14 protein-coding genes and 1 other annotated feature are annotated in these 20,588 nt (G+C 43.4%); of the genes, 7 read left to right on the forward strand and 7 right to left on the reverse strand.

Going from position 1 to position 20,588, the window contains the following annotated elements; genetic code table 11:
* Positions 1-128 precede the first annotated feature (128 nt).
* The 3 genes from sspA (at position 129) to metA (ending at position 2,447) form a co-directional block, all read left to right on the forward strand.
* Positions 129-764, forward strand: a complete 636-nt coding sequence (sspA, locus tag Vgang_RS02360) for a stringent starvation protein SspA (protein WP_105902205.1) — start codon at positions 129-131, stop codon at positions 762-764.
* A 2-nt stretch (positions 765-766) separates the two neighbouring features.
* Positions 767-1,285 (forward strand): ClpXP protease specificity-enhancing factor, encoded by a 519-nt coding sequence (sspB, locus tag Vgang_RS02365; RefSeq protein WP_105902204.1) that lies wholly within the window; start codon positions 767-769, stop codon positions 1,283-1,285.
* A 220-nt stretch (positions 1,286-1,505) separates the two neighbouring features.
* A complete protein-coding gene (metA, locus tag Vgang_RS02370) occupies positions 1,506-2,447 on the forward strand; it encodes a homoserine O-acetyltransferase MetA (protein ID WP_105902203.1) in 942 nt (313 codons plus the stop codon).
* Between the two features lie 83 nt (positions 2,448-2,530).
* Here the strand turns inward: metA and Vgang_RS02375 are convergent, their stop codons facing one another.
* The 6 genes from Vgang_RS02375 to gltB form a co-directional block, all read right to left on the reverse strand.
* On the reverse strand, positions 2,531-3,151 hold the full coding sequence (locus Vgang_RS02375) for a TRIC cation channel family protein (RefSeq protein WP_105902202.1): 621 nt from the start codon (positions 3,149-3,151) through the stop codon (positions 2,531-2,533).
* A gap of 111 nt (positions 3,152-3,262) precedes the next feature.
* Positions 3,263-4,105, reverse strand: coding sequence for a vitamin B12 ABC transporter substrate-binding protein BtuF (gene btuF, locus Vgang_RS02380; protein ID WP_245879919.1), 843 nt, complete (start codon positions 4,103-4,105; stop codon positions 3,263-3,265).
* Positions 4,106-4,159: 54 nt separating this feature from the next.
* Positions 4,160-4,855: a 5'-methylthioadenosine/S-adenosylhomocysteine nucleosidase gene (mtnN, locus tag Vgang_RS02385; RefSeq protein ID WP_105902201.1), complete on the reverse strand. Its 696-nt coding sequence runs from the start codon at positions 4,853-4,855 to the stop codon at positions 4,160-4,162.
* Between the two features lie 90 nt (positions 4,856-4,945).
* Entirely contained in the window at positions 4,946-5,332 is a 387-nt protein-coding gene (locus Vgang_RS02390) for a DUF1499 domain-containing protein (RefSeq protein WP_245879918.1), read from the reverse strand.
* 180 nt (positions 5,333-5,512) lie between these two features.
* Positions 5,513-6,982 carry a glutamate synthase subunit beta gene (locus tag Vgang_RS02395; RefSeq protein ID WP_105902199.1) on the reverse strand — a complete coding sequence of 490 codons (1,470 nt, stop codon included), beginning with the start codon at positions 6,980-6,982 and terminating at the stop codon, positions 5,513-5,515.
* Complete coding sequence (gene gltB / locus Vgang_RS02400) at positions 6,975-11,519, reverse strand: glutamate synthase large subunit (protein ID WP_105902198.1); 4,545 nt, start codon at positions 11,517-11,519, stop codon at positions 6,975-6,977. Before gltB ends, Vgang_RS02395 begins: the two co-directional genes overlap by 8 nt.
* 615 nt (positions 11,520-12,134) lie before the next feature.
* Between gltB and Vgang_RS02405 the strand changes: the two genes are divergently transcribed.
* Both Vgang_RS02405 and arcB read left to right on the forward strand, forming a co-directional pair.
* Positions 12,135-13,880 (forward strand): diguanylate cyclase domain-containing protein, encoded by a 1,746-nt coding sequence (locus Vgang_RS02405; protein WP_105902197.1) that lies wholly within the window; start codon positions 12,135-12,137, stop codon positions 13,878-13,880.
* Complete coding sequence (gene arcB, locus Vgang_RS02410; RefSeq protein WP_105902196.1) at positions 13,877-16,225, forward strand: aerobic respiration two-component sensor histidine kinase ArcB; 2,349 nt, start codon at positions 13,877-13,879, stop codon at positions 16,223-16,225. The genes Vgang_RS02405 and arcB overlap by 4 nt, the downstream gene beginning before the upstream one ends.
* 101 nt (positions 16,226-16,326) lie before the next feature.
* Here arcB and arcA read toward each other — a convergent pair whose 3' ends face one another.
* Complete coding sequence (gene arcA, locus Vgang_RS02415) at positions 16,327-17,043, reverse strand: two-component system response regulator ArcA (RefSeq protein ID WP_105902195.1); 717 nt, start codon at positions 17,041-17,043, stop codon at positions 16,327-16,329.
* Between the two features lie 309 nt (positions 17,044-17,352).
* Here arcA and Vgang_RS02420 point away from each other — a divergent pair, with 309 nt between their 5' ends.
* Complete coding sequence (locus Vgang_RS02420) at positions 17,353-17,847, forward strand: putative 4-hydroxy-4-methyl-2-oxoglutarate aldolase (RefSeq protein ID WP_105902194.1); 495 nt, start codon at positions 17,353-17,355, stop codon at positions 17,845-17,847.
* Positions 17,848-17,978: 131 nt separating this feature from the next.
* Positions 17,979-18,098, forward strand: a sequence feature (Thr leader region).
* Between the two features lie 30 nt (positions 18,099-18,128).
* The gene (gene thrA, locus Vgang_RS02425; RefSeq protein ID WP_105902193.1) at positions 18,129-20,588 is read left to right on the forward strand and encodes a bifunctional aspartate kinase/homoserine dehydrogenase I; all 2,460 of its coding nucleotides are present in this window, start codon (positions 18,129-18,131) and stop codon (positions 20,586-20,588) included.

A 20,588-nucleotide genomic window follows, 5' to 3' on the forward strand; every position in this document is an offset into this window, starting at 1 on the left:
TATAAAGTCGTAAGAATAAAAATTACCCTGAATGTGAACAATTGTGCTAAAATTCCTTGCTAATTTTTATGTAATGGGGGCTTGTCGCCTCCATTCTTTTTATTTTAAGTGTGCTGGAGGGCTTCTCAATGGCTGTAGCTGCCAATAAACGTTCTGTGATGACTCTATTTTCAAGTGCTTCAGATATGTATAGCCATCAGGTTCGTATTGTTCTAGCCGAAAAAGGTGTAAGTGTTGAGGTCGAATTAGTTGACGAAAACAACCTACCATCGGACTTAATTGAACTGAACCCTTACAAGTCGGTTCCAACATTAGTTGATCGTGAACTGGCACTTTATAACTCTAACATCATCATGGAATACCTTGATGAGCGTTTCCCGCATCCACCTTTGATGCCGGTTTATCCTGTTGCTCGTGGTAATAGCCGTTTAATGATGTACCGTATTGAGCGTAATTGGTACTCACAAGCTGAAAAAATCATGAAAGGTTCTGCAGAAGAAGCGGAAGCGGCACGCAATAAGTTGCGTAACGACTTACTGACTCTTGCGCCTGTTTTTGCTGAATATGAGCACTTCATGAGCGAAGAATTCAGCCTGATTGATTGCTACTTAGCACCATTGCTATGGCGTTTACCTGCATTAGGTATTGAGCTTTCTGGCCCAGGTTCTAAAGAGCTCAAAGTTTACATGAGCCGTGTATTCGAGCGTGATTCATTCTTGGCTTCTTTAACTGAAGCTGAACGAGAAATGCGTTTGGTTCGCTAAACATGGATATGAACAAAATGACACCAAGACGACCTTATTTGGTTCGTGCGTTTTACGAATGGTTAGTGGATAACGATTTGACACCACATCTTGTGGTTGAAGCGACCCTACCGGGTGTACGAGTACCGCTTGAGTTTGTGCAAGATGGACAAATTATCTTAAATGTTGCACCTCGTGCTGTCGGTAACTTGGAAATCAGCAATGATGCCATTATGTTCAATGCTCGTTTTAGTGGTCGTCCACACTCAGTGATTGTGCCTATGTATGCCGTTCAGGCTATTTATGCTCGTGAAAATGGTGCCGGAACTATGTTTGAACCAGAAGAAGCCTATGAAGCTGATTTTGAGCAAGGTATAGAAGAAGAATCCAGCACATCTTTATCGAGTGTAGATACCTCGTCTAACATTGAAGCGGTATCGGCTGAGTCGTCTGATTTGGAAGGAGAAGGGCAGTCTGAATCAACAGATTCTGAATCGCCTAATAAACCGAAAGGCCGTCCGACACTTACCGTGGTCAAGTAAGCTTACTTTCCGAATTATTGAATAAGCAGTGCATTCGTGCGCTGCTTTTTTTTGCTCTAAACTTATTGATATAGCTAAGTAGACTAATCCCTGTCGAAAGTCACACGTTTCTGCTTGGTTATAAGTTACTTTATATATGCAATCTGCTACTCGACATTCATTATGGTATTGATATACTCATGGGTGTTTAGACGTCTAGATTGCTTATGGAGAGAGTGCAATGCCAATCAAGATCCCCGATCAGTTACCGGCATCCGATATTTTACGACAGGAACGTATTTTCATTATGTCGGAGTCTCGAGCGACGACTCAAATGATTCGTCCTTTGAAAGTGCTGATTTTGAATCTCATGCCGAAAAAAATTGAGACGGAAACTCAGTTCTTACGCTTGTTGTCTAATAGTCCATTACAAGTGGATATCGAATTGCTTCGAATCGACGATAGACCAAGTAAAAATACCCCGACAGAGCATCTCAATAACTTTTATCGTCAATTTGATATGGTAAAAGACCGAAACTTCGATGGCCTTATTATTACTGGGGCGCCACTGGGTTTAGTGCAGTTTGAAGATGTGGTGTATTGGGAACACTTACAAACCGTAATGACTTGGGCAAAAGATCATGTGACATCGACCCTGTATGTTTGCTGGGCAGCGCAAGCGGGGCTCAAGCTTCTTTATGATTTACCAAAACAAACGCGTGATGAAAAGCTATCAGGGGTTTATCACCATAAAGTGGTACACGAGTTTCACCCTGTCGTGCGTGGCTTTGATGATAACTTTTTAGCCCCGCATTCACGATATGCAGACTTTACGGCTGAGTTCCTTTCCGAACATACCGATATGGATATTTTAGCGGTATCCGACGATGCGGGTGTGTATTTGGCGGCAACGAAAGATAAGCGTCATGTGTTTGTGACAGGACATCCTGAGTATGATGCCAACACGCTACATAATGAATATGTACGTGATTTGGGTGAAGGATTAGATCCGGCTATACCAGTGAATTATTATCCGAACGATAATCCAGATAATGCCCCTATTGCGAGTTGGCGTAGTCATGGGCACCTATTGTTTGCAAACTGGCTAAATTATTGCGTTTACCAACAGACGCCTTACGATTTGGAGCATTTTTCTGTCGATAATTTCACGAAAGATGATTAAAGCGTTTTATTTAAAGGAGCCGTCGCGGGCTCCTTTTTTAATAGGCAAAGGGCCGACAATAAAGAACAGTTAATAGAGAACAGTTAGTGCTTCATTGAAAGGGTTGGTAACGATAAGTGCCAACGAATGGCTGCTAAACGTATGCTTAACGTGGTTGCAACGCCCAATAAAAAGCTGGGTTGTGTCGCTAAACCAAAATATAAAGCTAAGGTATGAACAATCCCTCCGGCAATACAAGCAGTAGCATAGATTTCACTTCTTAATACCATGGGAATTTCTCGAGCGAGGATATCGCGAATAATACCGCCACCGCAGCCCGTTAACACGCCCATGATGACGGCTATCATCATTGAATCTTGCAGTAATAAGGTTTTCTCGACCCCAATCCCGACAAAGACGGCTAATCCAATCGCATCACAAACAGGCAAAATATACCAAGGGAGTTGTTTAGGTTGACGTACGAGTAATAACGTAAATAGACAGGTAATAAAAATGACCCATAAGTAGTTATTATCAATGATCCAAAAAACCGGAGTGGAACCTAGCATCATATCTCGGATTGATCCTCCACCAATGGCTGTCACACTGGCGAGTACGACCATGCCAAAAGGATCCATTTTGAGACGGCCGGCCAGTAATACGCCAGATATTGCAAAAATGGCTGTGCCGAATAGATCAAAAAAATACAGTAATGACATATGCATGGGTTAGATAAAAAGCCAAAGTAAAAGAGAGTGGTAAAATCAATCTAGTCAAAATTGGCGTCGATTTTACTGGTAAACCCCATTTATTCCAAATGGTTATTTTGTCGGTTTTTACTTCAAACGAGCCTTGTCTAAAAACCGACACACTTGCTTAATGGCTTTGAGGCTACGCATCGTGGGTCGTGAAATCCAATCAGGGTTAAGTGACCAAATAAAGTGGTGCTCCACAGCAGGAATTTGTGGCCACTGTTGCCATCTGCTCATATTCGCTTGTTGTTGCGAAGTAAAAATCACTTGTGGTTTTAATACAATGACTTGTTCAGGACTGATTTGTGGATAAGGCACGTTTTGATTGGTAACAATGTTGTCACCACCGCAAACAGAAAATACGTCACTCGGCCAATGCGGTGAACTGAAAGACATCATGGGGCTATCACTGAGTTGATAGAAATAACGAACTTTAGATCTAGTGTGATAGTGTTGGCGTAGTGAGTCGAGTTGCTGCTGAAATTGTTTAGCATTGTTTAAGCCAATAGAAGGATCTTCAGCATACTGGCTTAACTGCTTTATGTTGGTAGCGATATCATCAAGACTATCAATGCTTGAGTAATACACCGGAATGCCAAATTGCTGTAGTTTTTCTAATTCCCTGGCATAAGCATTAGAGCGCCAAGCAATCACTAGGTCTGGTTGAAGGGCGAGTATACGTTCTAGTTTGATACCTTGATAGGTCGCGACTTGCTCAATATCTTTAGCGGCTGGTGGGTAATCACTAGCTTGGCTGACCCCAACAATATGCTCTCCAAGACCTGCAGAGAAGGCTAATTCGGTCGCATGAGGTGAAAGCGTAATGATGCGCTGAGCGACATGAGGCTCGGTTTCCGTAGCAAAAGTTGAAGTACTAATGATGAGGAATAAATAGGATAGCAATCCAATTTTTCGGCTATTGAACAATATCAAAATCCTTGATTGAGCCATGCAAAAATACATGGCTCATTTCATTATCGATTACTTCATGCGTGTGAGCATGTTGATCACCATCTCTGAAGAATGCTTAGCCGCTAGTGGTAAAAATTCTTCAAAACTCATTGGTGATTCTTTATCCGCTACATCTGAAATCGCGCGCACGACCACGAATGGCATGCGGAATTGATGACAAGTTTGAGCAATGGCTGAGGCTTCCATTTCCACTGCAATCACATTAGGGAAGTGCTGACGGATAAAAGCTTGTTTTTCAGGAGTACAAACAAAGGCATCACCGGTACAAATCAAACCACGTACAGCATGAGTATCTTTCATATCTGCCAGTGTCTTTTCAACAATATCAATTAAAGTTGGAGCTGCGGCAAACGCTGCGGGTTGACCTGCCATTTGACCCATTTCATAGCCAAATGCGGTTACATCAGCATCGTGATGGCGAACTTCGGTGGAAATCACGACATCGCCTAAATTCAGAGAGGGATCAAAGCCGCCCGCAGAACCGGTATTAATAATGACATCAGGTTGGAAACATTCAATCAGTAGTGTCGTTCCAATACTGGCCGATACTTTACCAATGCCAGATTGAAGTAAGATCACTTTTACATCATGAATAGTACCTGTGTAAAACGTACAACCTCCTTTGGTGGTGCTTTCACAGCCAACTAAAGCAGATTTTAGAATGGCAACTTCTTGTTCCATTGCGCCAATAATGCCAACTTTCATAATCAGTATCTCTATTACGGTTCTAATATGGGCGCGATTGTAGCACAGGAGTCATGACGATCTAAAAATTCACAATTGAAAAATGATTTCTCAATTCGTCTTTTTGGGATTGGGCTTAACCAAGTTCGCTTCAATCAGCTTTTGGCGCAAGGTTTCGGTACGCGATTTATTGACACCAAAATCGGAATAGCCAACACGTGACTTAGAACGAACTTGTAGATGATTACCATCGATTACAATGTGTACATCATCAACAAACCGAAAGATGAGGCTCGTGGATTCAAGGTGTAATCTGTGTTCAGATTTCTCAACCGTCTTGGTTCGTTTAAGGGTTAAAGCGACACGCTCTATCTCATCAATGCTGGTATCTGCCGACACTAATTCAAAAGGTGGAATTTGATAATCGGTCCTTAATTCTTGTGTGGAAACACAGTTAGGTTTGGAACTGCATAACAGATCGGGATTATTGTTTTTCATGGCATAACTCTGGCTACAGCCTGTCAGTACTATAAACATAGTTAGCATACTCAGTTTTCGCATCTAAACTCATCCATTGAATAATGATAATTTGATCGCTGTGTCATTATCTTGCCGTTTACAAGAAAAAAGCCCCGAATAATCTCGGGGCTTGGTATGCAATTTGATATGAAATAATGCTTACGCTGACTTCATTAAAGAATCCGCACGTGCTTCTAAGTGTGAGTTACCCATCAGGTAAGCATCAATTTCACGAGCACATTCACGACCTTCATTGATACAACGTACAACTAAAGACTGACCAGTACGCATATCACCTGCAGCAAATACGCCTTTTTGGTTGGTCTGATAGCCATTGGTTGCCACGTTACCGCGGTCATCCAGTTTAATATCCAGTTGAGCCAATACACCGGTTGGTTCTGGATGTAAGAAGCCCATCGCTAAGAATGCTTTGGTACATGGAATAACTCGTTCAGAGCCTTCCACTTCTTTAAATCCAGGACGTTCACCCGGCTTAGGATCATCCCAAACGATATCAGCAATGCGTAGTTCTTTGACATTGCCGTTTTCATCACCGATGAATTCTTTGGTCAAAATGTTCCAATGACGCTCACACCCTTCTTCGTGAGAAGTCGTGGTTTTCATGATCATTGGATATTGTGGCCAAGGTTGATTCGCTGGGCGTTTTTCTGGCGGAATTGGCATGATCTCAACTTGAGTAATGCTTGCTGCGCCATGACGGTTAGAGGTACCTACGCAGTCAGAGCCGGTATCACCACCACCGATAACCACAACATGATCACCGTTAGCGTGAATTTCTTCACCTTTAAGATCCATATTGTTAGCACGGCGGTTATTTTGACCGAGGAATTCCATCGCAAAATGAACCCCTTTAAGCTCACGGCCTGGGATAGGTAAATCACGAGGAACCGTAGAACCACCAGTTAGCAGTACCACATCAAACTCTTGACGTAATTGCTGAGCATTGATGTTGACACCAATGTGAGCATTTACTTCAAATTTCACGCCAGCTTCTGCCATTAAATCGAGTTTACGATCAATAACATCCATGCTGAGTTTAAAGTCAGGGATACCAAAGCGTAGTAGACCACCGATTTTTTCATCGCGCTCAAACACCGTCACGGTGTGACCAGCAGCATTAAGTTGCTCAGCCGCTGATAAGCCAGCAGGGCCTGAGCCTACGATGGCGACGGTTTTACCAGTGCGTGAACGTGGTTTGCGAGGTTTGGCATAGCCTTCCTTGTAAGCACGTTCAACGATGTTTTTCTCTATGTTACAGATGGTAATTGGATCTTGGTTGATGCCAAGTACGCAGGCTGTTTCACACGGAGCAGGGCACACACGTCCCGTAAACTCTGGGAAGTTGTTGGTGCTGCTTAGAATATTCCAAGCCTCTTCCCAGCTATCACGGTAAACCGCGTCGTTAAACTCCGGAATGATGTTACCGATTGGGCAGCCGCTATGACAAAACGGCACGCCACAGTCCATACAACGAGAAGCCTGAGTATTGATTTTGCTACCAAACTCCTCATCTAGTACGAACTCTTTGTTGTCTTGTATGCGAACACTCGGATCGATCTTTTTCGGTAGTTCACGACCATGCTCTAAAAATCCAGTAGGCTTACCCATTTACGGCCTCCAACTCTTCCTTGTTTGCGGCTTGTTTACGCTTTTGTAATACGGCTTTGTAATCACGTGGCATGACTTTCACCAAGCTTGCGAGATTGGCATCAAAGTTTGCTAAGAAATCTTTCGCTACAGTACTTCCAGTGTACTCAGCGTGCTTAGTTAGCATGTCTTTGATAAACGCTTTATCTTCAGCTTCGATTGGGTCAAGATCCACCAATTCCGGGTTGAGCTTCGTATCGAAGTCACCTTGTTTGTCCCAAACATACGCCACACCGCCACTCATACCAGCAGCAAAGTTACGGCCTGTTGAGCCAAGGATGATGGCAGAACCACCAGTCATGTATTCACAACCATGGTCACCCACACCTTCAACCACAACGTGTGCACCAGAGTTACGTACACAGAAACGCTCACCCGCCATACCGCGGATAAATGATTCACCAGAGGTTGCACCGTAGAAACATACGTTACCTACCACGATATTATCTTCAGCAACAACGGTTGAACGACGGTCAGGGTAGAGTACTAGCGTACCGCCAGATAAGCCTTTACCCCAGTAGTCGTTAGCATCGCCTTCCACTTCAAACTTCACGCCTTTTGCAAGGAACGCGCCGAATGACTGGCCAGCAGAACCGGTGAATTTGACATTCATTGGTTTTGGTAAGCCTTGGTCTTTGTACACTTTCGAAATTTCATTCGATAGCATAGTACCGGTACTACGGTCGGTATTGATGATTGGGAATAGCGCTTCAACCGCTTCACCTTTAGTAAGAGCAGGTTGCGCCACTTCAATTAACTTGCGATCGAGTACTTCATCAAGGCCATGATTTTGCTGTTTCTGGTTGTAAACGCCATCTTCAGCACGCGGCTCTTGAATATAAAGCACAGGGCTTAAATCAAGGTTCTTATATTTCCAGTGCTGGATATCGTCGCGAACTTTCAGTTTTTGAGATTGACCAACCATTTCTTCAATAGTGCGGAAGCCAAGCTCAGCCATGATTTCACGTAGACCTTCTGCCATGTATTGGAAGAAGGTTACCACATCTTCTACGCGGCCATCGAAACGTTCACGTAGTGTTTTGTTTTGTGTCGCGATACCAACTGGGCAGGTGTTCTTATGACATTTACGCATCATGATACAACCTTCAACCACAAGTGCTGCGGTTGCCACGCCCCATTCTTCTGCGCCAAGTAGCGTTGCAATCGCTAAGTCGCGAGGCGTTTTCATTTGGCCATCAGACTGTACGACGATACGGTTACGTAGGCCGTTTTTAAGCAAGGTTTGGTGAGTTTCGGCTAGGCCAAGTTCCCACGGTAAACCTGTGTGGCGAATCGAAGACATCGGAGATGCACCGGTACCGCCATCGAAACCTGCAATTAGGACAACGTCAGCTTTTGCTTTCGCTACACCTGATGCGATAGTACCAACGCCCGCTTCTGATACGAGCTTCACGTTCACGCGGCTATCACGGTTAGCGTTTTTCAAATCGTAGATCAGCTGAGCCAAATCTTCGATTGAGTAAATGTCGTGGTGTGGCGGTGGTGAAATCAAGCCAACTCCTGGAGTAGAGTGACGGGTTGCACCGATCCAATCATCCACTTTATCGCCTGGTAGCTGACCACCTTCACCTGGTTTCGCCCCTTGAGCCATCTTGATTTGTAGCTCGTCAGCGTTAGTTAGGTAGTAAGAGGTCACACCGAAACGACCTGAAGCGACCTGCTTGATAGCAGAGCGTTCCCAGTCACCATTGGCTTTTTTCTCAAAGCGAATTGGATCTTCACCACCTTCACCAGAGTTAGATTTCGCGCCAATGCGGTTCATGGCAACAGCCAGAGTTGAGTGCGCTTCGTAGGAGATAGAACCAAAGCTCATCGCACCGGTAGCAAAGCGTTTTAAGATGCTTTCGATTGGCTCCACTTCTTCTAGCGGGATAGAACCGGCTGGATTTTTAATGAAGTCCAATTGGCTACGTAGTGTTGCTGCGTTGTCACCTTGATCATCCACTGCTTTCGCGTATTGCTTAAACTGCGCGTAATCTTTATTACGAGTCGATTGTTGCAATAGAGAAATGGTTTCAGGGTTGAATAAGTGTTTTTCACCACGCTGTTTCCACTGATACACACCGCCCACATCCAACATTTGAATTGGGATCTCACGAGTTGGGTAGCCCACACGGTGGCGAACTAATACTTCGCGTGCGATATCATCAATGGTTAGACCTTGAATACGTGAAACAGTACCGGTGAAGTACTTATCTACCACCGCTTTACTGATACCTAGAGCTTCAAAGATTTGAGCGCCGTGGTATGACTGTAGAGTCGAGATCCCCATTTTCGAGAAGATCTTCAATAGACCAGCATTGATACCTTTACGATAGTTATTGAAGTATTGTTCGGTTGGTACTTCTGGATCGAGTTTTTTCTTCTTCTGAAGATCCACGATCGTTTCTGTCACCAAGTAAGGGTTAACCGCATTGGCACCGTAGCCAACAAGTGTGGCGAAGTGGTGTGTTTCACGCGCATCACCGGTTTCGATCACGATGTCACACTTAGCTCGTAGACCTTTACGAATAAGGTGATGGTGTACTGCACCGACAGCTAACATTGCAGGGATGGCTGCGTGGTTAGAGTTAGTCGCACGGTCCGTTAACAGGATAATTGAATAACCATCGATGACCGCATCTTCTGCGTACTGACAAATACGTTTTAGCGCACGTTCCAGTTTGCCAGGTTCTTCCGTTGCACGGAATACGATATCGAGCGTTTTCGCTTGTAGATGCTCGTTATCAATCGCACGTAATTTCTCAAGTTCATCGTTAGATAGAACTGGAGACTCAAGTTCTACTTTACGACAGTGCTCTGGTGTTTCAGTCAGGAGGTTATGGTCACGACCTAGATAGGTGTTGAGTGACATAACCATACGCTCACGGATCGGATCGATCGGTGGGTTGGTCACCTGAGCAAACAGCTGCTTGAAGTAGTGAGATAAATGCTGGGATTGGTGTGATAGAACCGCAAGTGGCCAGTCAGCACCCATAGACATCAGTGGTTCATAGCCAGTTTCAGCGAGAACGTGAATGATGTCGTTGACTTCTTCTGTTGTGATACCAAACGCTTGTTGATGCTGTAGCAATTTAGCCGCAGAAGGCTGGTGGTGCATATTGTCGGCATCAGGCAGTGTTTTTAGCGTTAATAGGTTGTCTTGAACCCATTGCTCGTAAGGTTTCGCTTTTGCGATACTATCTTTTACTTCTTCATCAGAAATAATGCGACCTTGTTCTAGATCAGCAACGAAGATACGACCTGGTTGTAGGCGGCCACGGTATTCAATGTTCTCTGGGGCAATTTCCACTGCGCCAGATTCCGATGCCATTACCAAGAAATTGTCTTTGGTTACAGTATAGCGAGACGGACGTAAGCCGTTACGGTCAAGTGTTGCCCCTACTTGCACACCATCGGTGAAACAAACAGACGCTGGGCCGTCCCATGGTTCCATGATGTTGGCGTGGTATTGATAGAAGGCACGACGCGCTGGATCCATGTTCTTGTTTTCTTGCCATGCTTCAGGGATAAGCATCATTAAAGCGTGTGGCAAGCTACGGCCTGAAAGCACTAATAACTCTAGCGCCATATCAAAGTTAGAAGAATCTGAACCATTTTCAGAGCAGATCGGCAATAGCATGTCGATTTCCGCTTTTGAGAATAGATCCGATTCTAAAATGGCTTCACGCGCTTTCATCCAGTTCAAGTTACCGCGAACTGTGTTGATCTCACCATTGTGCGCAATGTAACGGAATGGTTGAGCGAGACGCCATTTAGGGAAAGTATTGGTTGAGAAACGAGAGTGAACCAACGCCAAGGCCGTAACCATGGTTGGATTTTGTAGATCAAGGAAGTATTGGGGAACTTGATCAGTGGTTAACTGACCTTTATAAACCAAAGTCTTATAAGACAATGAGTTAATATAAAAATCATCACCGATGTTTGATACAGACTCTAAGCACACGCGAACGGTGTAATTACGCAATACGTAAAGTTTACGCTCAAGCTCTTCCGGCGTCATACTTGGGCCACCAGAGATGAAAACGTGCTCAAATTGCGGTTCGGTGCTTAAAGGATCTTCACCGATCATTGAGTTATCAACCGGCAGTACACGGTAACCTAAGATCTCAAGATCAAGGCGTTTGGCATTACGCTCTAGGATATCGCGACATTGTTGGCGTTTGTGTTCATCTTTAGGGAAAAGAACCACACCAACACCGTATTTTTCGAAAGAAGGGAGCTTAATACCAAGCTTGACCGCTTCTTCTAATAGAAATTCGTGAGGTTTTTGCAGCAGAATACCCGCACCGTCACCACTGCATGGGTCACAACCTTGACCACCGCGGTGTTCCATTCGGGCTAGCATATCGAGTGCTTGGGTTACTACCGCATGGGATTTACGGTTTTTCAAGTGAGCAACAAAACCGATTCCACAGGCATCATGCTCCAGCTCGGGAGTGTACAATCCTTGTGTACTGTGCTCTCTACTTACCATAGGTACATCCTTCCAAGTTAAATAGCAGCTTTGATTCGCTTCAATGCGTCTCTTTAAAGCCACTTTGTCCTTTTATTTACTTATAATCTTCAACTTACTTCGACATTGCTCGGTCTAGTAAGTGCGATTCCTTTCAACCATTCGCAGAAAAGTATTTGCGAAAAAAGCGGTTCCTTAGTTCCTTTTGTATCTGCTTGAACACATATCCAGTGTTTTATGCTTTTTTAAAAGGAAGTGCTAGCGATTTACTCCTGAATTTTGACGTGATTCCTATCACGAAAACACAGAATCGTTCACCCATCCTACATTTTTGTACTATGTAATTCCAACGAAAGTTGAATAAAAGTGATGATTTTTTTTTCTTATTTTGCATATTAAAAGAGCAAAATACGCTGATGGTTTGAATTTTATGCTGTTTTTATGAATATATATTTTAAAAATTCGTTCCAATCTATTTGTGCTGTTTAGTGCGGTTGATATTATTGACACTAACTAAAGGGGAGGGGATGAATAAAAATATCATCGGATTGTGAGCCCATAGCCCCACATTCTATGCGATTGCTTGTAAGATAACAGAAGATGATTCGTTATTTTGAATGGTTAGATAGGTGATAAATGGATTGGTTGTACTTAAAAGGCCATGGAATATTAGTCGATATCGTGTTTGTACTGCTGTGTTTATCGGTGGTGTATTACTTTTATTTCCGTAATACCAAGCAAGTGGTGGCACTTGTTAAAGAAACGCCGACCGCCATATTCCTCGTTGGGTGCCAAGATGGTGAAATTGTTGATGCTAACCGGATGGCTAGGCAGCTCCTATCGATTCGCCGTGTCGGGAAACGATATCTCGCACCATCACTGATTACACCTAAGATCCTGTTGGCGATGATTGATAAGGCGAAAAGTTCTCCTCTTCAAGATTGGTCTATTTCTGAACATCATAAAATCCGCGTGCATTTCACATTTAGCCAATCTATCGTTGATAGCAAAAAGGTATGGGCGGTTCATGCGACATTACCTCAACCAATCGCAAATCTCAGTCAAGAATCATTACTGAGCCTACAAGCATTTAATGCGTTATCTCAGCTCGTTTTTCTTAAAGATGTCGATGGAAATTTAGTCTCCACTAATTCCGCCTATCAACGCTTTTGGGCCCATCGAGAAATGGAAGGCTGCGGTATGATGTTGCTAGACAATATAGAAAGTGGTTTTTCTAACAAGCGTTGGACGACGACGCCGGCTGGTGATAGTTGTTTACTTGAAACTCATGTTACTCCAGTGAAATCTGAAGGTGGTAAAATCATCGGCAGTATTGGCATCAGTTATGATGTGTCGGATTGGTTTTATATGCAGCAATCTTGCAGTGATGAAATTGCTAAACGGCAAACCATGGAATTGGATCTAAAGAAAAGCGAAACCTTATTACAGTCCATTTTGACCGCTTCTCCTTACCCTATCGCCTTGATGAACCAGCAAAGAGTTCATGAAGCTTGCAACCAAGCCTATGCCGATTCTTTAGGCATTGCGAGCCCCGACCAGATCATTGGGCACAGCTTAGAAGAGCTATTACCGCAGCATCTTATTGAGCGTTTTGAAGAGTCTGACCGAGAAGTGTTAGAGAAAGGCAATACGTTGCGTTTCATCGATATGGTGAAAAATATTCACGGTGAGCCTGTTTGGTGGGATGTACTCAAAGCGCCTTATACAGAACCTTTTACTGGTAACACAGGATGCTTAGTTATTGCACGTGATGTAACTGAACATATTGCTGCAGAGCAAAAGCTGGCTAAAGCCTATTCTGAAATAGAACGCTTATGTTACTTTGATACTCAATTGCATTTGCCTAATCAGCGCTATTTTGACAGTCAATTACAGGCAGTGTGGCGATTGCATCTTCGTCAAGAATCCCCCTTAACCGTCATGATTTGTCACCTGGATAATTTAGATAGTTATCAACAACAGTATGGGGATGAATCGGCCCAGGAAGTGCTGTCGCTTGCTGCGAGCGCATTAGAACAAGCGATCCAGCGAGGGGCTGATTTATTGGCAGTGAATGAACAAAATGAATTTATTTTCTTATTGCCTGAAACACAAATGCCGGCCTGCCAGTTAGTCGTTGATAAAATTCATGCGGCGATAGATAAACTCAACATTGAATTTAGGCACCGTGAGCGCGAGATAAAAATGACCGCAAGTCTTGGTGTGTCGAGCGCTATACCGCTACGCCATTTTGAACCAGAGATAATGGTGACATTGGCTTATCAAGCATTAAATGAGGCCAAACAAGCCGGTGGTAATCAAACTCAAGTGCGTTTCCTTTCACAATTAGAAAGCTCACATTCTGAGCGGAGTTCTTCATGAAGTTATTAAAAAAACTCGCTCAATATTATGTCGATTTATTGGTTAAATTGGGCATGGTGCGTTTTTCCATGTTACTGGCGTTGGCATTGGTGTGTTTCTCTGTATCAATACAAGCCGTTGTGAGCATAATTTGGCGTGGAGAAGTCGATAATATCGTGATCATCCGTTCCATCTTCTTTGGTCTATTGATCACGCCTTGGGCGGTGTATTTTCTGACGGTGGTGGTTGATCAACTGGAAGAATCAAGGCAAAAACTCAGTAATATGGTGGTGAAGCTCAAAGACATGCGTCAACGAGATCATCAGCTGAACCTCGAACTTCAACAGAATATTCATAAATTAAATCAAGAGATCATTGAAAGAGAAAAGGCAGAGGAAGCTCGCCTTGAAATGATGCAAGACCTTGAAAACGAAGTTTATCACCGTGAGCGGACTCAGATGGAGCTAGCTGAAAGTACGTCGTTAATGCGTTCATTTCTCGATGCCTCGCCTGACTTAATTTATTATCGCAGCACAGAAGGGGTGTTTTTAGGTTGTAATAAATCGTTCGAGGAGTTGCTTGGCATGCCTCAATCCGAATTAGTCGGGATGTCAATCGATGATGTATATAAAGACGAAGCGACCTTACGCCAAATTAAAAGCACCGATAACACGGTCTTTACCGAAAATCGAGAATTGGCATACGACATTTGGCTTGAATATCCGAATGGCCGAAAAGCGTTTTTTGAATTTCGTAAGTTACCATTTTATAGCAAATCCAATGAGTTATTAGGCCTAGTTGGATTTGGTCGTGACATCACTGAACGCAAAGCCTACCAAGATGCATTGGTCAAAGCCAGCCAAGATAAAATCACGTTTATTTCAACCATTAGCCACGAATTAAGAACACCGTTGAATGGCATTGTTGGATTAAGTCGCATGCTTCTGGATTCAAAATTAGATCAAGAACAGCGTCAGTATATGCAAACCATTAATATTAGTGCGATTACTTTAGGGCATATTTTTAATGATGTGATTGACCTTGATAAGTTGGATCGAACTCAACTTGAACTGCTGCCTGTTGAAACGGATTTACAAGCGTTTATTACGGATATTGAAACCATTTCTGGTTTGATGGCCGAACAAAAAGGGCTTAGTTTCGAACTAGACCAACTCACTGATTTACCGGATGCCATTATGGTGGATGCGACTCGTTTGCGTCAGGTGTTATGGAATTTATTAAATAATGCCATGAAGTTCACCAAGCAAGGCGGTGTGACCGTTAATGTCAGTGCTGAGTTTGATGATGAATGGGCCAACCTAGAATTTGAGATTGAAGATACCGGCATTGGTATTCCCGAGAGTGAGATCGATAACATCTTTGGAATGTACTATCAGGTTAAATCGGGCAAAGATAACTTACATGCGGTTGGTACCGGTATTGGCTTAGCGATATCGAAAGAATTCGCGCGTCGTATGAATGGCGATATTACCGTAAGCAGTGAACTGGGCTTTGGCAGTACCTTTACGGTATCGATTAAGGTGCCGGTTGCGCATTTGGAAGCAACGAGTGAAGAACTAAACGCTCAAACCAGTCTACGCATCTTCATGGTAGAAGATATTGAACTCAATGTGACCGTTGCCCGTTCCGTACTAGAAAATCTAGGGCATAGCGTTGAAGTGGCGATGTCGGGGGAGGAAGCATTAAGCAAGTTTAACCCTGAGCGGTATGACTTGGTATTTTTGGATATTCAACTGCCAGACATGACCGGCTTTGATATTGCGCAGAATTTTAGAAAACACTATCAAACCTTGCCACCATTAGTCGCATTAACCGCAAATGTGATGAAAGATAAACAAGAATACCTTACTAAAAGTATGGACGATGTCATAAGCAAACCTTTGGCGGTTAAAGATGTTTATCACGTTATTAATAAATTTGCTCCGTCCTCTAGTGAGTTAGCGCAACTCGAAACTCAGGGCAGCCATTCTGAGTCGAATCAAACAGAAAGCGCCGAGAATGGCATTATCGATACAGACATGTTGCTTTCTTATATTGAAATAGTCGGTACTCAACCTGTGTTAGATAGTGTGGCAATGTTTGAATCGGCCATGCCTAATTACATGTCACTGTTAAATCAATATTTGGCGGAACAAGACGATGATAATGTCGTCTCGGAGGCACATAAGATCAAAGGTGCAGCGGGATCCGTTGGTTTACAACGAATTCAGCGTTTAGCGCAATTGGCCCAAACCCCTGAGGCCGAAGAGTGGCGTGAAAAGGTTGCGGGTTGGGTTGAAGAGATTAATCAGAATTATCAAAAAGACATCGAACTGTTGAAGGTATGGATGAAACAACAAGGCTAGTGGTTTTTACCCGCTCGTTTCATTCGTCGTTATCTGAAAATGGAGATATGAAAAAGGCCTTGTGATCGCTCATAAGGCCTTTGTTGTTTCATTGGGCGATACTACTCGCTTAGGTCACCGCAAAAACGGTAGCCTTCACCATGGATGGTGGCAATGATCTCAGGCGTATCCGCCACAGATTCGAAATGCTTACGAATACGACGAATTGTTACATCGACTGTGCGGTCATGAGGTTTTAGCTCGCGTCCAGTCATTTTCTTCAATAGGTCAGCACGAGTTTGGATTTTGCCAGGGTTTTCACAGAAGTGAAGAAGGGCACGGAACTCAGAGCGAGGTAATTTGTAGCTTTCGCCCATAGGGTTAACTAAAGAACGGCTATTAATATCCAATACCCAACCGTTGAATTCGTATTTTTCAACCACACGCTTATCTTCTTGTGATTCGCCTTGGTTCATTGAGCGATGAAGTAGATTGCGAGCACGGATGGTTAATTCACGAGGGTTAAATGGTTTAGTGATGTAATCATCAGCACCAATTTCTAAGCCTAAGATTTTATCGACTTCGTTATCACGACCAGTTAAGAACATTAAAGCAACGTTCGCTTGTTCTCTTAGTTCACGAGCCAATAATAAGCCATTTTTACCTGGTAGGTTGATGTCCATAATGACCAAGTTGATAGCATTTTCAGACAAAATCTGATGCATGCTATCGCCATCAATGGCTTCAAAAACAGTATATCCTTCTGCTTCAAAAATAGTCTTCAGCGTGTTGCGTGTGACTTGTTCGTCTTCAACGATAAGAATTTGTGGGGTATGCATAGGAGTACCTAAATCATGACTTTAAATGGTTTAATTCATTCTAGATAAAAATAACATTTTGCTAGCAATTTCATGCGGAACAACAGACAAGGCATCATCGCTAGACATGTAACTACTATCAACTTAGCTCAAAATACGGCAAAAAACGGTTAGCTAAGCCTTTGTATACGATGTAACTGAGTCTACAGTCTTAACAGCTTGCTAACAATATGTGTGAATCGGCTATTATCAAGTTTGTTGATTTGCATCAATCAGTTTGAAAAATAAATGTTAAAAACAGCATCAGAAACCTATGGATGAGGGAATAATATGAAAGATTTACTACCGGAATTATGTGACAGATATGCTGAACAATTGACGTTGATTCCCGCCGCTTGGAAAAGTTTTGGCGGTAAAGTCGCATTCTATGGTGAGGTCGTCACTTTGCGTTGTTACCTTGATAATAGTTTGGTCAGAGAAATATTGTCACAAAAGGGCAACGGAAAAGTCTTGTTGGTTGATGGTAACGGTGCATTAGAAAAAGCGTTATTAGGTGACCAGCTCGCGATATTAGCGCAAGAAAATGGCTGGCAAGGCGTGATTGTATATGGCGCTGTTAGAGATGTTCATACCTTGTCGCAAATTGATTTAGGGGTTCAAGCACTCGGTGCGAGTCCATTCAAAACCGATAAACGAGGCGCAGGAGAGAAAAATACCAGCTTGGAGATAGCCGGCGTGACGGTTTTACCTGGTGATTATATTTATGCAGATTGGAATGGCGTCTTGATCAGTACTCATGCTGTCGATATGAGTGAGTTTGATTAACGCTAATTTATATGATTTTCATCTCTATAATTAATTAAAACCCGAATAAATCGAAGTTTTCATTGACTCTTGATGGTTAAATCGGTAAATGTAGAGTTACTTGATAATACAAGACGATATAACAATGATGTTTTTTACCAGCGCTATGATTATGACCACCATTATTACCGACACTACGTATGTTGGGGCGGGCTGGTAAGCGAAAGTTTTCAAAAAAGGCCTGTATCCCACCAGATACAGGCCTTTTTTTATGCCAATTTGAAGTAAGTTTGGAGGAAGGGATGCGAGTACTTAAATTTGGAGGGTCTTCACTGGCCGATGCCGATCGTTTTTTAAGGGCGGCAGACATTATTATCAATAATGCTCAACAAGAAGAGGTGGCTGTCGTTTTATCAGCACCAGGGAAAACGACCAATAAGTTGGTCGCTGTGATTGAAAATACACTCAAAAATGGCGAATCAGAATTATTGATTAATGAGCTTGAACAGTCTTTTTACGATTTATTTGATCAAGTAAAACAGCAAGTGCCACAGCTAGAAAGCCAAGCATTTGATAATCAAGTTAACACATCAATTAAACAACTACGCCAATATGTGCATGGGATGGCGCTATTGGGTATGTGCCCTGACCACGTGAATGCTCGCATTATCAGCAAAGGTGAGCGAGTTTCGATTCAGCTAATGAAATCTGTCATCGAAGCAAAGGGCAAATTGGCCAGTCTTATTGACCCTGTGGAATATTTGTTTGCTAAAGGCGATCATCTCGAAGCTATGGTTGATGTTGATATTTCTACTGCAAATTTCCAACGTAAGCCACTTCCGCAAGGTCACATCAACATCATGCCGGGTTTTACTGCCGGTAATGCGCAGGGCGAGCTAGTCACACTAGGTCGTAATGGTTCGGATTATTCCGCGGCTGTTTTAGCTGCTTGTTTACGTGCTGATTGTTGTGAAATCTGGACAGATGTGGATGGCGTATATAACTGTGACCCTCGTTTAGTGGAAGATGCGCGCTTATTGAAATCATTAAGCTACCAAGAAGCGATGGAATTATCTTATTTTGGCGCTTCGGTACTTCACCCGAAAACCATTGCTCCTATTGCTCAATTTCAAATCCCTTGTCTCATCAAAAACAGCTTTAACCCTCAAGGTGCCGGCACGCTTATCGGTCAAGATACCGGTGAAGATAATCTAGCGATTAAAGGCATTACCACTTTGAGCCAACTCACCATGGTCAACGTTTCCGGCCCAGGTATGAAAGGCATGGTTGGCATGGCAAGTCGTGTGTTTGGCGCCATGTCGACGTCTGGGGTGTCGATTGTGTTGATCACGCAATCTTCTTCTGAATACAGCATCAGTTTTTGTATCGAGGCGCAAGATAAGAATAAAGCAGAACTCGCGTTGCAAAATGCGTTTGAATTAGAGCTTAAAGACGGCTTGCTTGATCCGATTGAATTTTCCGATGACGTTGCGATTATCACATTAGTGGGTGACAAAATGCGCACCGCTCGCGGCGTAGCATCGCAGTTCTTTGCTTCTCTAGCGGAAGTGAATGTGAACGTGGTAGCAATTGCACAAGGCTCATCAGAGCGTGCGATTTCGGCAGTGATCCCAGAAGATCGTATCTCTGTTGCGATCAAAGCGTGTCATGAAAACCTATTTAACTCGAAGCATTTCTTAGATGTCTTTGTGGTTGGTGTTGGTGGTGTCGGCGGTGAGCTGGTGGATCAATTCCAGCGTCAACAAGCGAAACTGGCTGAAAAAGGCATTGTGATCCGCGTGTGTGGTTTAGCTAACTCGAAAGGCTTGTTGCTGGATAGTGAAGGTTTGCCGCTGGAAAACTGGCGTGATCGCATGTCACACGCAACAGAAGAGTTCAGCTTATCTCGTATGATTGCGCTCGTGCAACGTAACCATATTATCAACCCAGTATTGGTGGATTGTACTTCTAGCGAAGCGATCGCTAATCAATATACCGATTTCTTAGCGGCTGGTTTCCACGTCGTCACGCCAAATAAGAAAGCCAATACCGCGAGTATGAGTTACTACCATCAATTGCGAGATGCGGCGCGTAGTTCACGACGTAAGCTTATGTATGAGACCACTGTGGGTGCCGGTCTTCCCGTTATTGAAAACCTACAAAACTTGATTTCTGCCGGCGATGAATTAGAAAAATTCAACGGTATTTTATCGGGCTCATTATCGTATATCTTCGGTAAATTAGATGAAGGTATGACATTAAGCCAAGCGACCAATATCGCCAAAGAGAATGGCTTTACCGAACCTGATCCGCGTGACGATTTATCTGGTATGGATGTGGCTCGTAAGCTTCTTATCCTTGCGCGCGAATCCGGCATGGAACTCGAGTTGGAAGATGTCGTGGTTGAGCAAGCGTTGCCACCGGGCTTTGATGATTCAGGTAGCGTTGAAGAATTTATGGCGCGCTTGCCAGAAGCGGATGCATATTTTGCAAGGTTGGCATCAGAGGCCAGTGAAGTGGGTAAAGTGTTACGTTATGTTGGTACGATTGAAGACGGTAAATGCGCGGTGAAAATGATCGCTGTCGATGAAAATGATCCTATGTATAAGATCAAAGATGGTGAGAATGCGCTTGCATTTTATAGCCGTTACTACCAACCAATTCCGTTAGTATTGCGTGGTTACGGTGCGGGTACTCAGGTGACGGCAGCCGGTGTATTCTCGGATGTGATGCGTACTTTAGGTTGGAAATTAGGAGTTTAA

The sequence above is a fragment of the Vibrio gangliei genome (assembly GCF_026001925.1).
Classification (GTDB): domain Bacteria; phylum Pseudomonadota; class Gammaproteobacteria; order Enterobacterales; family Vibrionaceae; genus Vibrio; species Vibrio gangliei.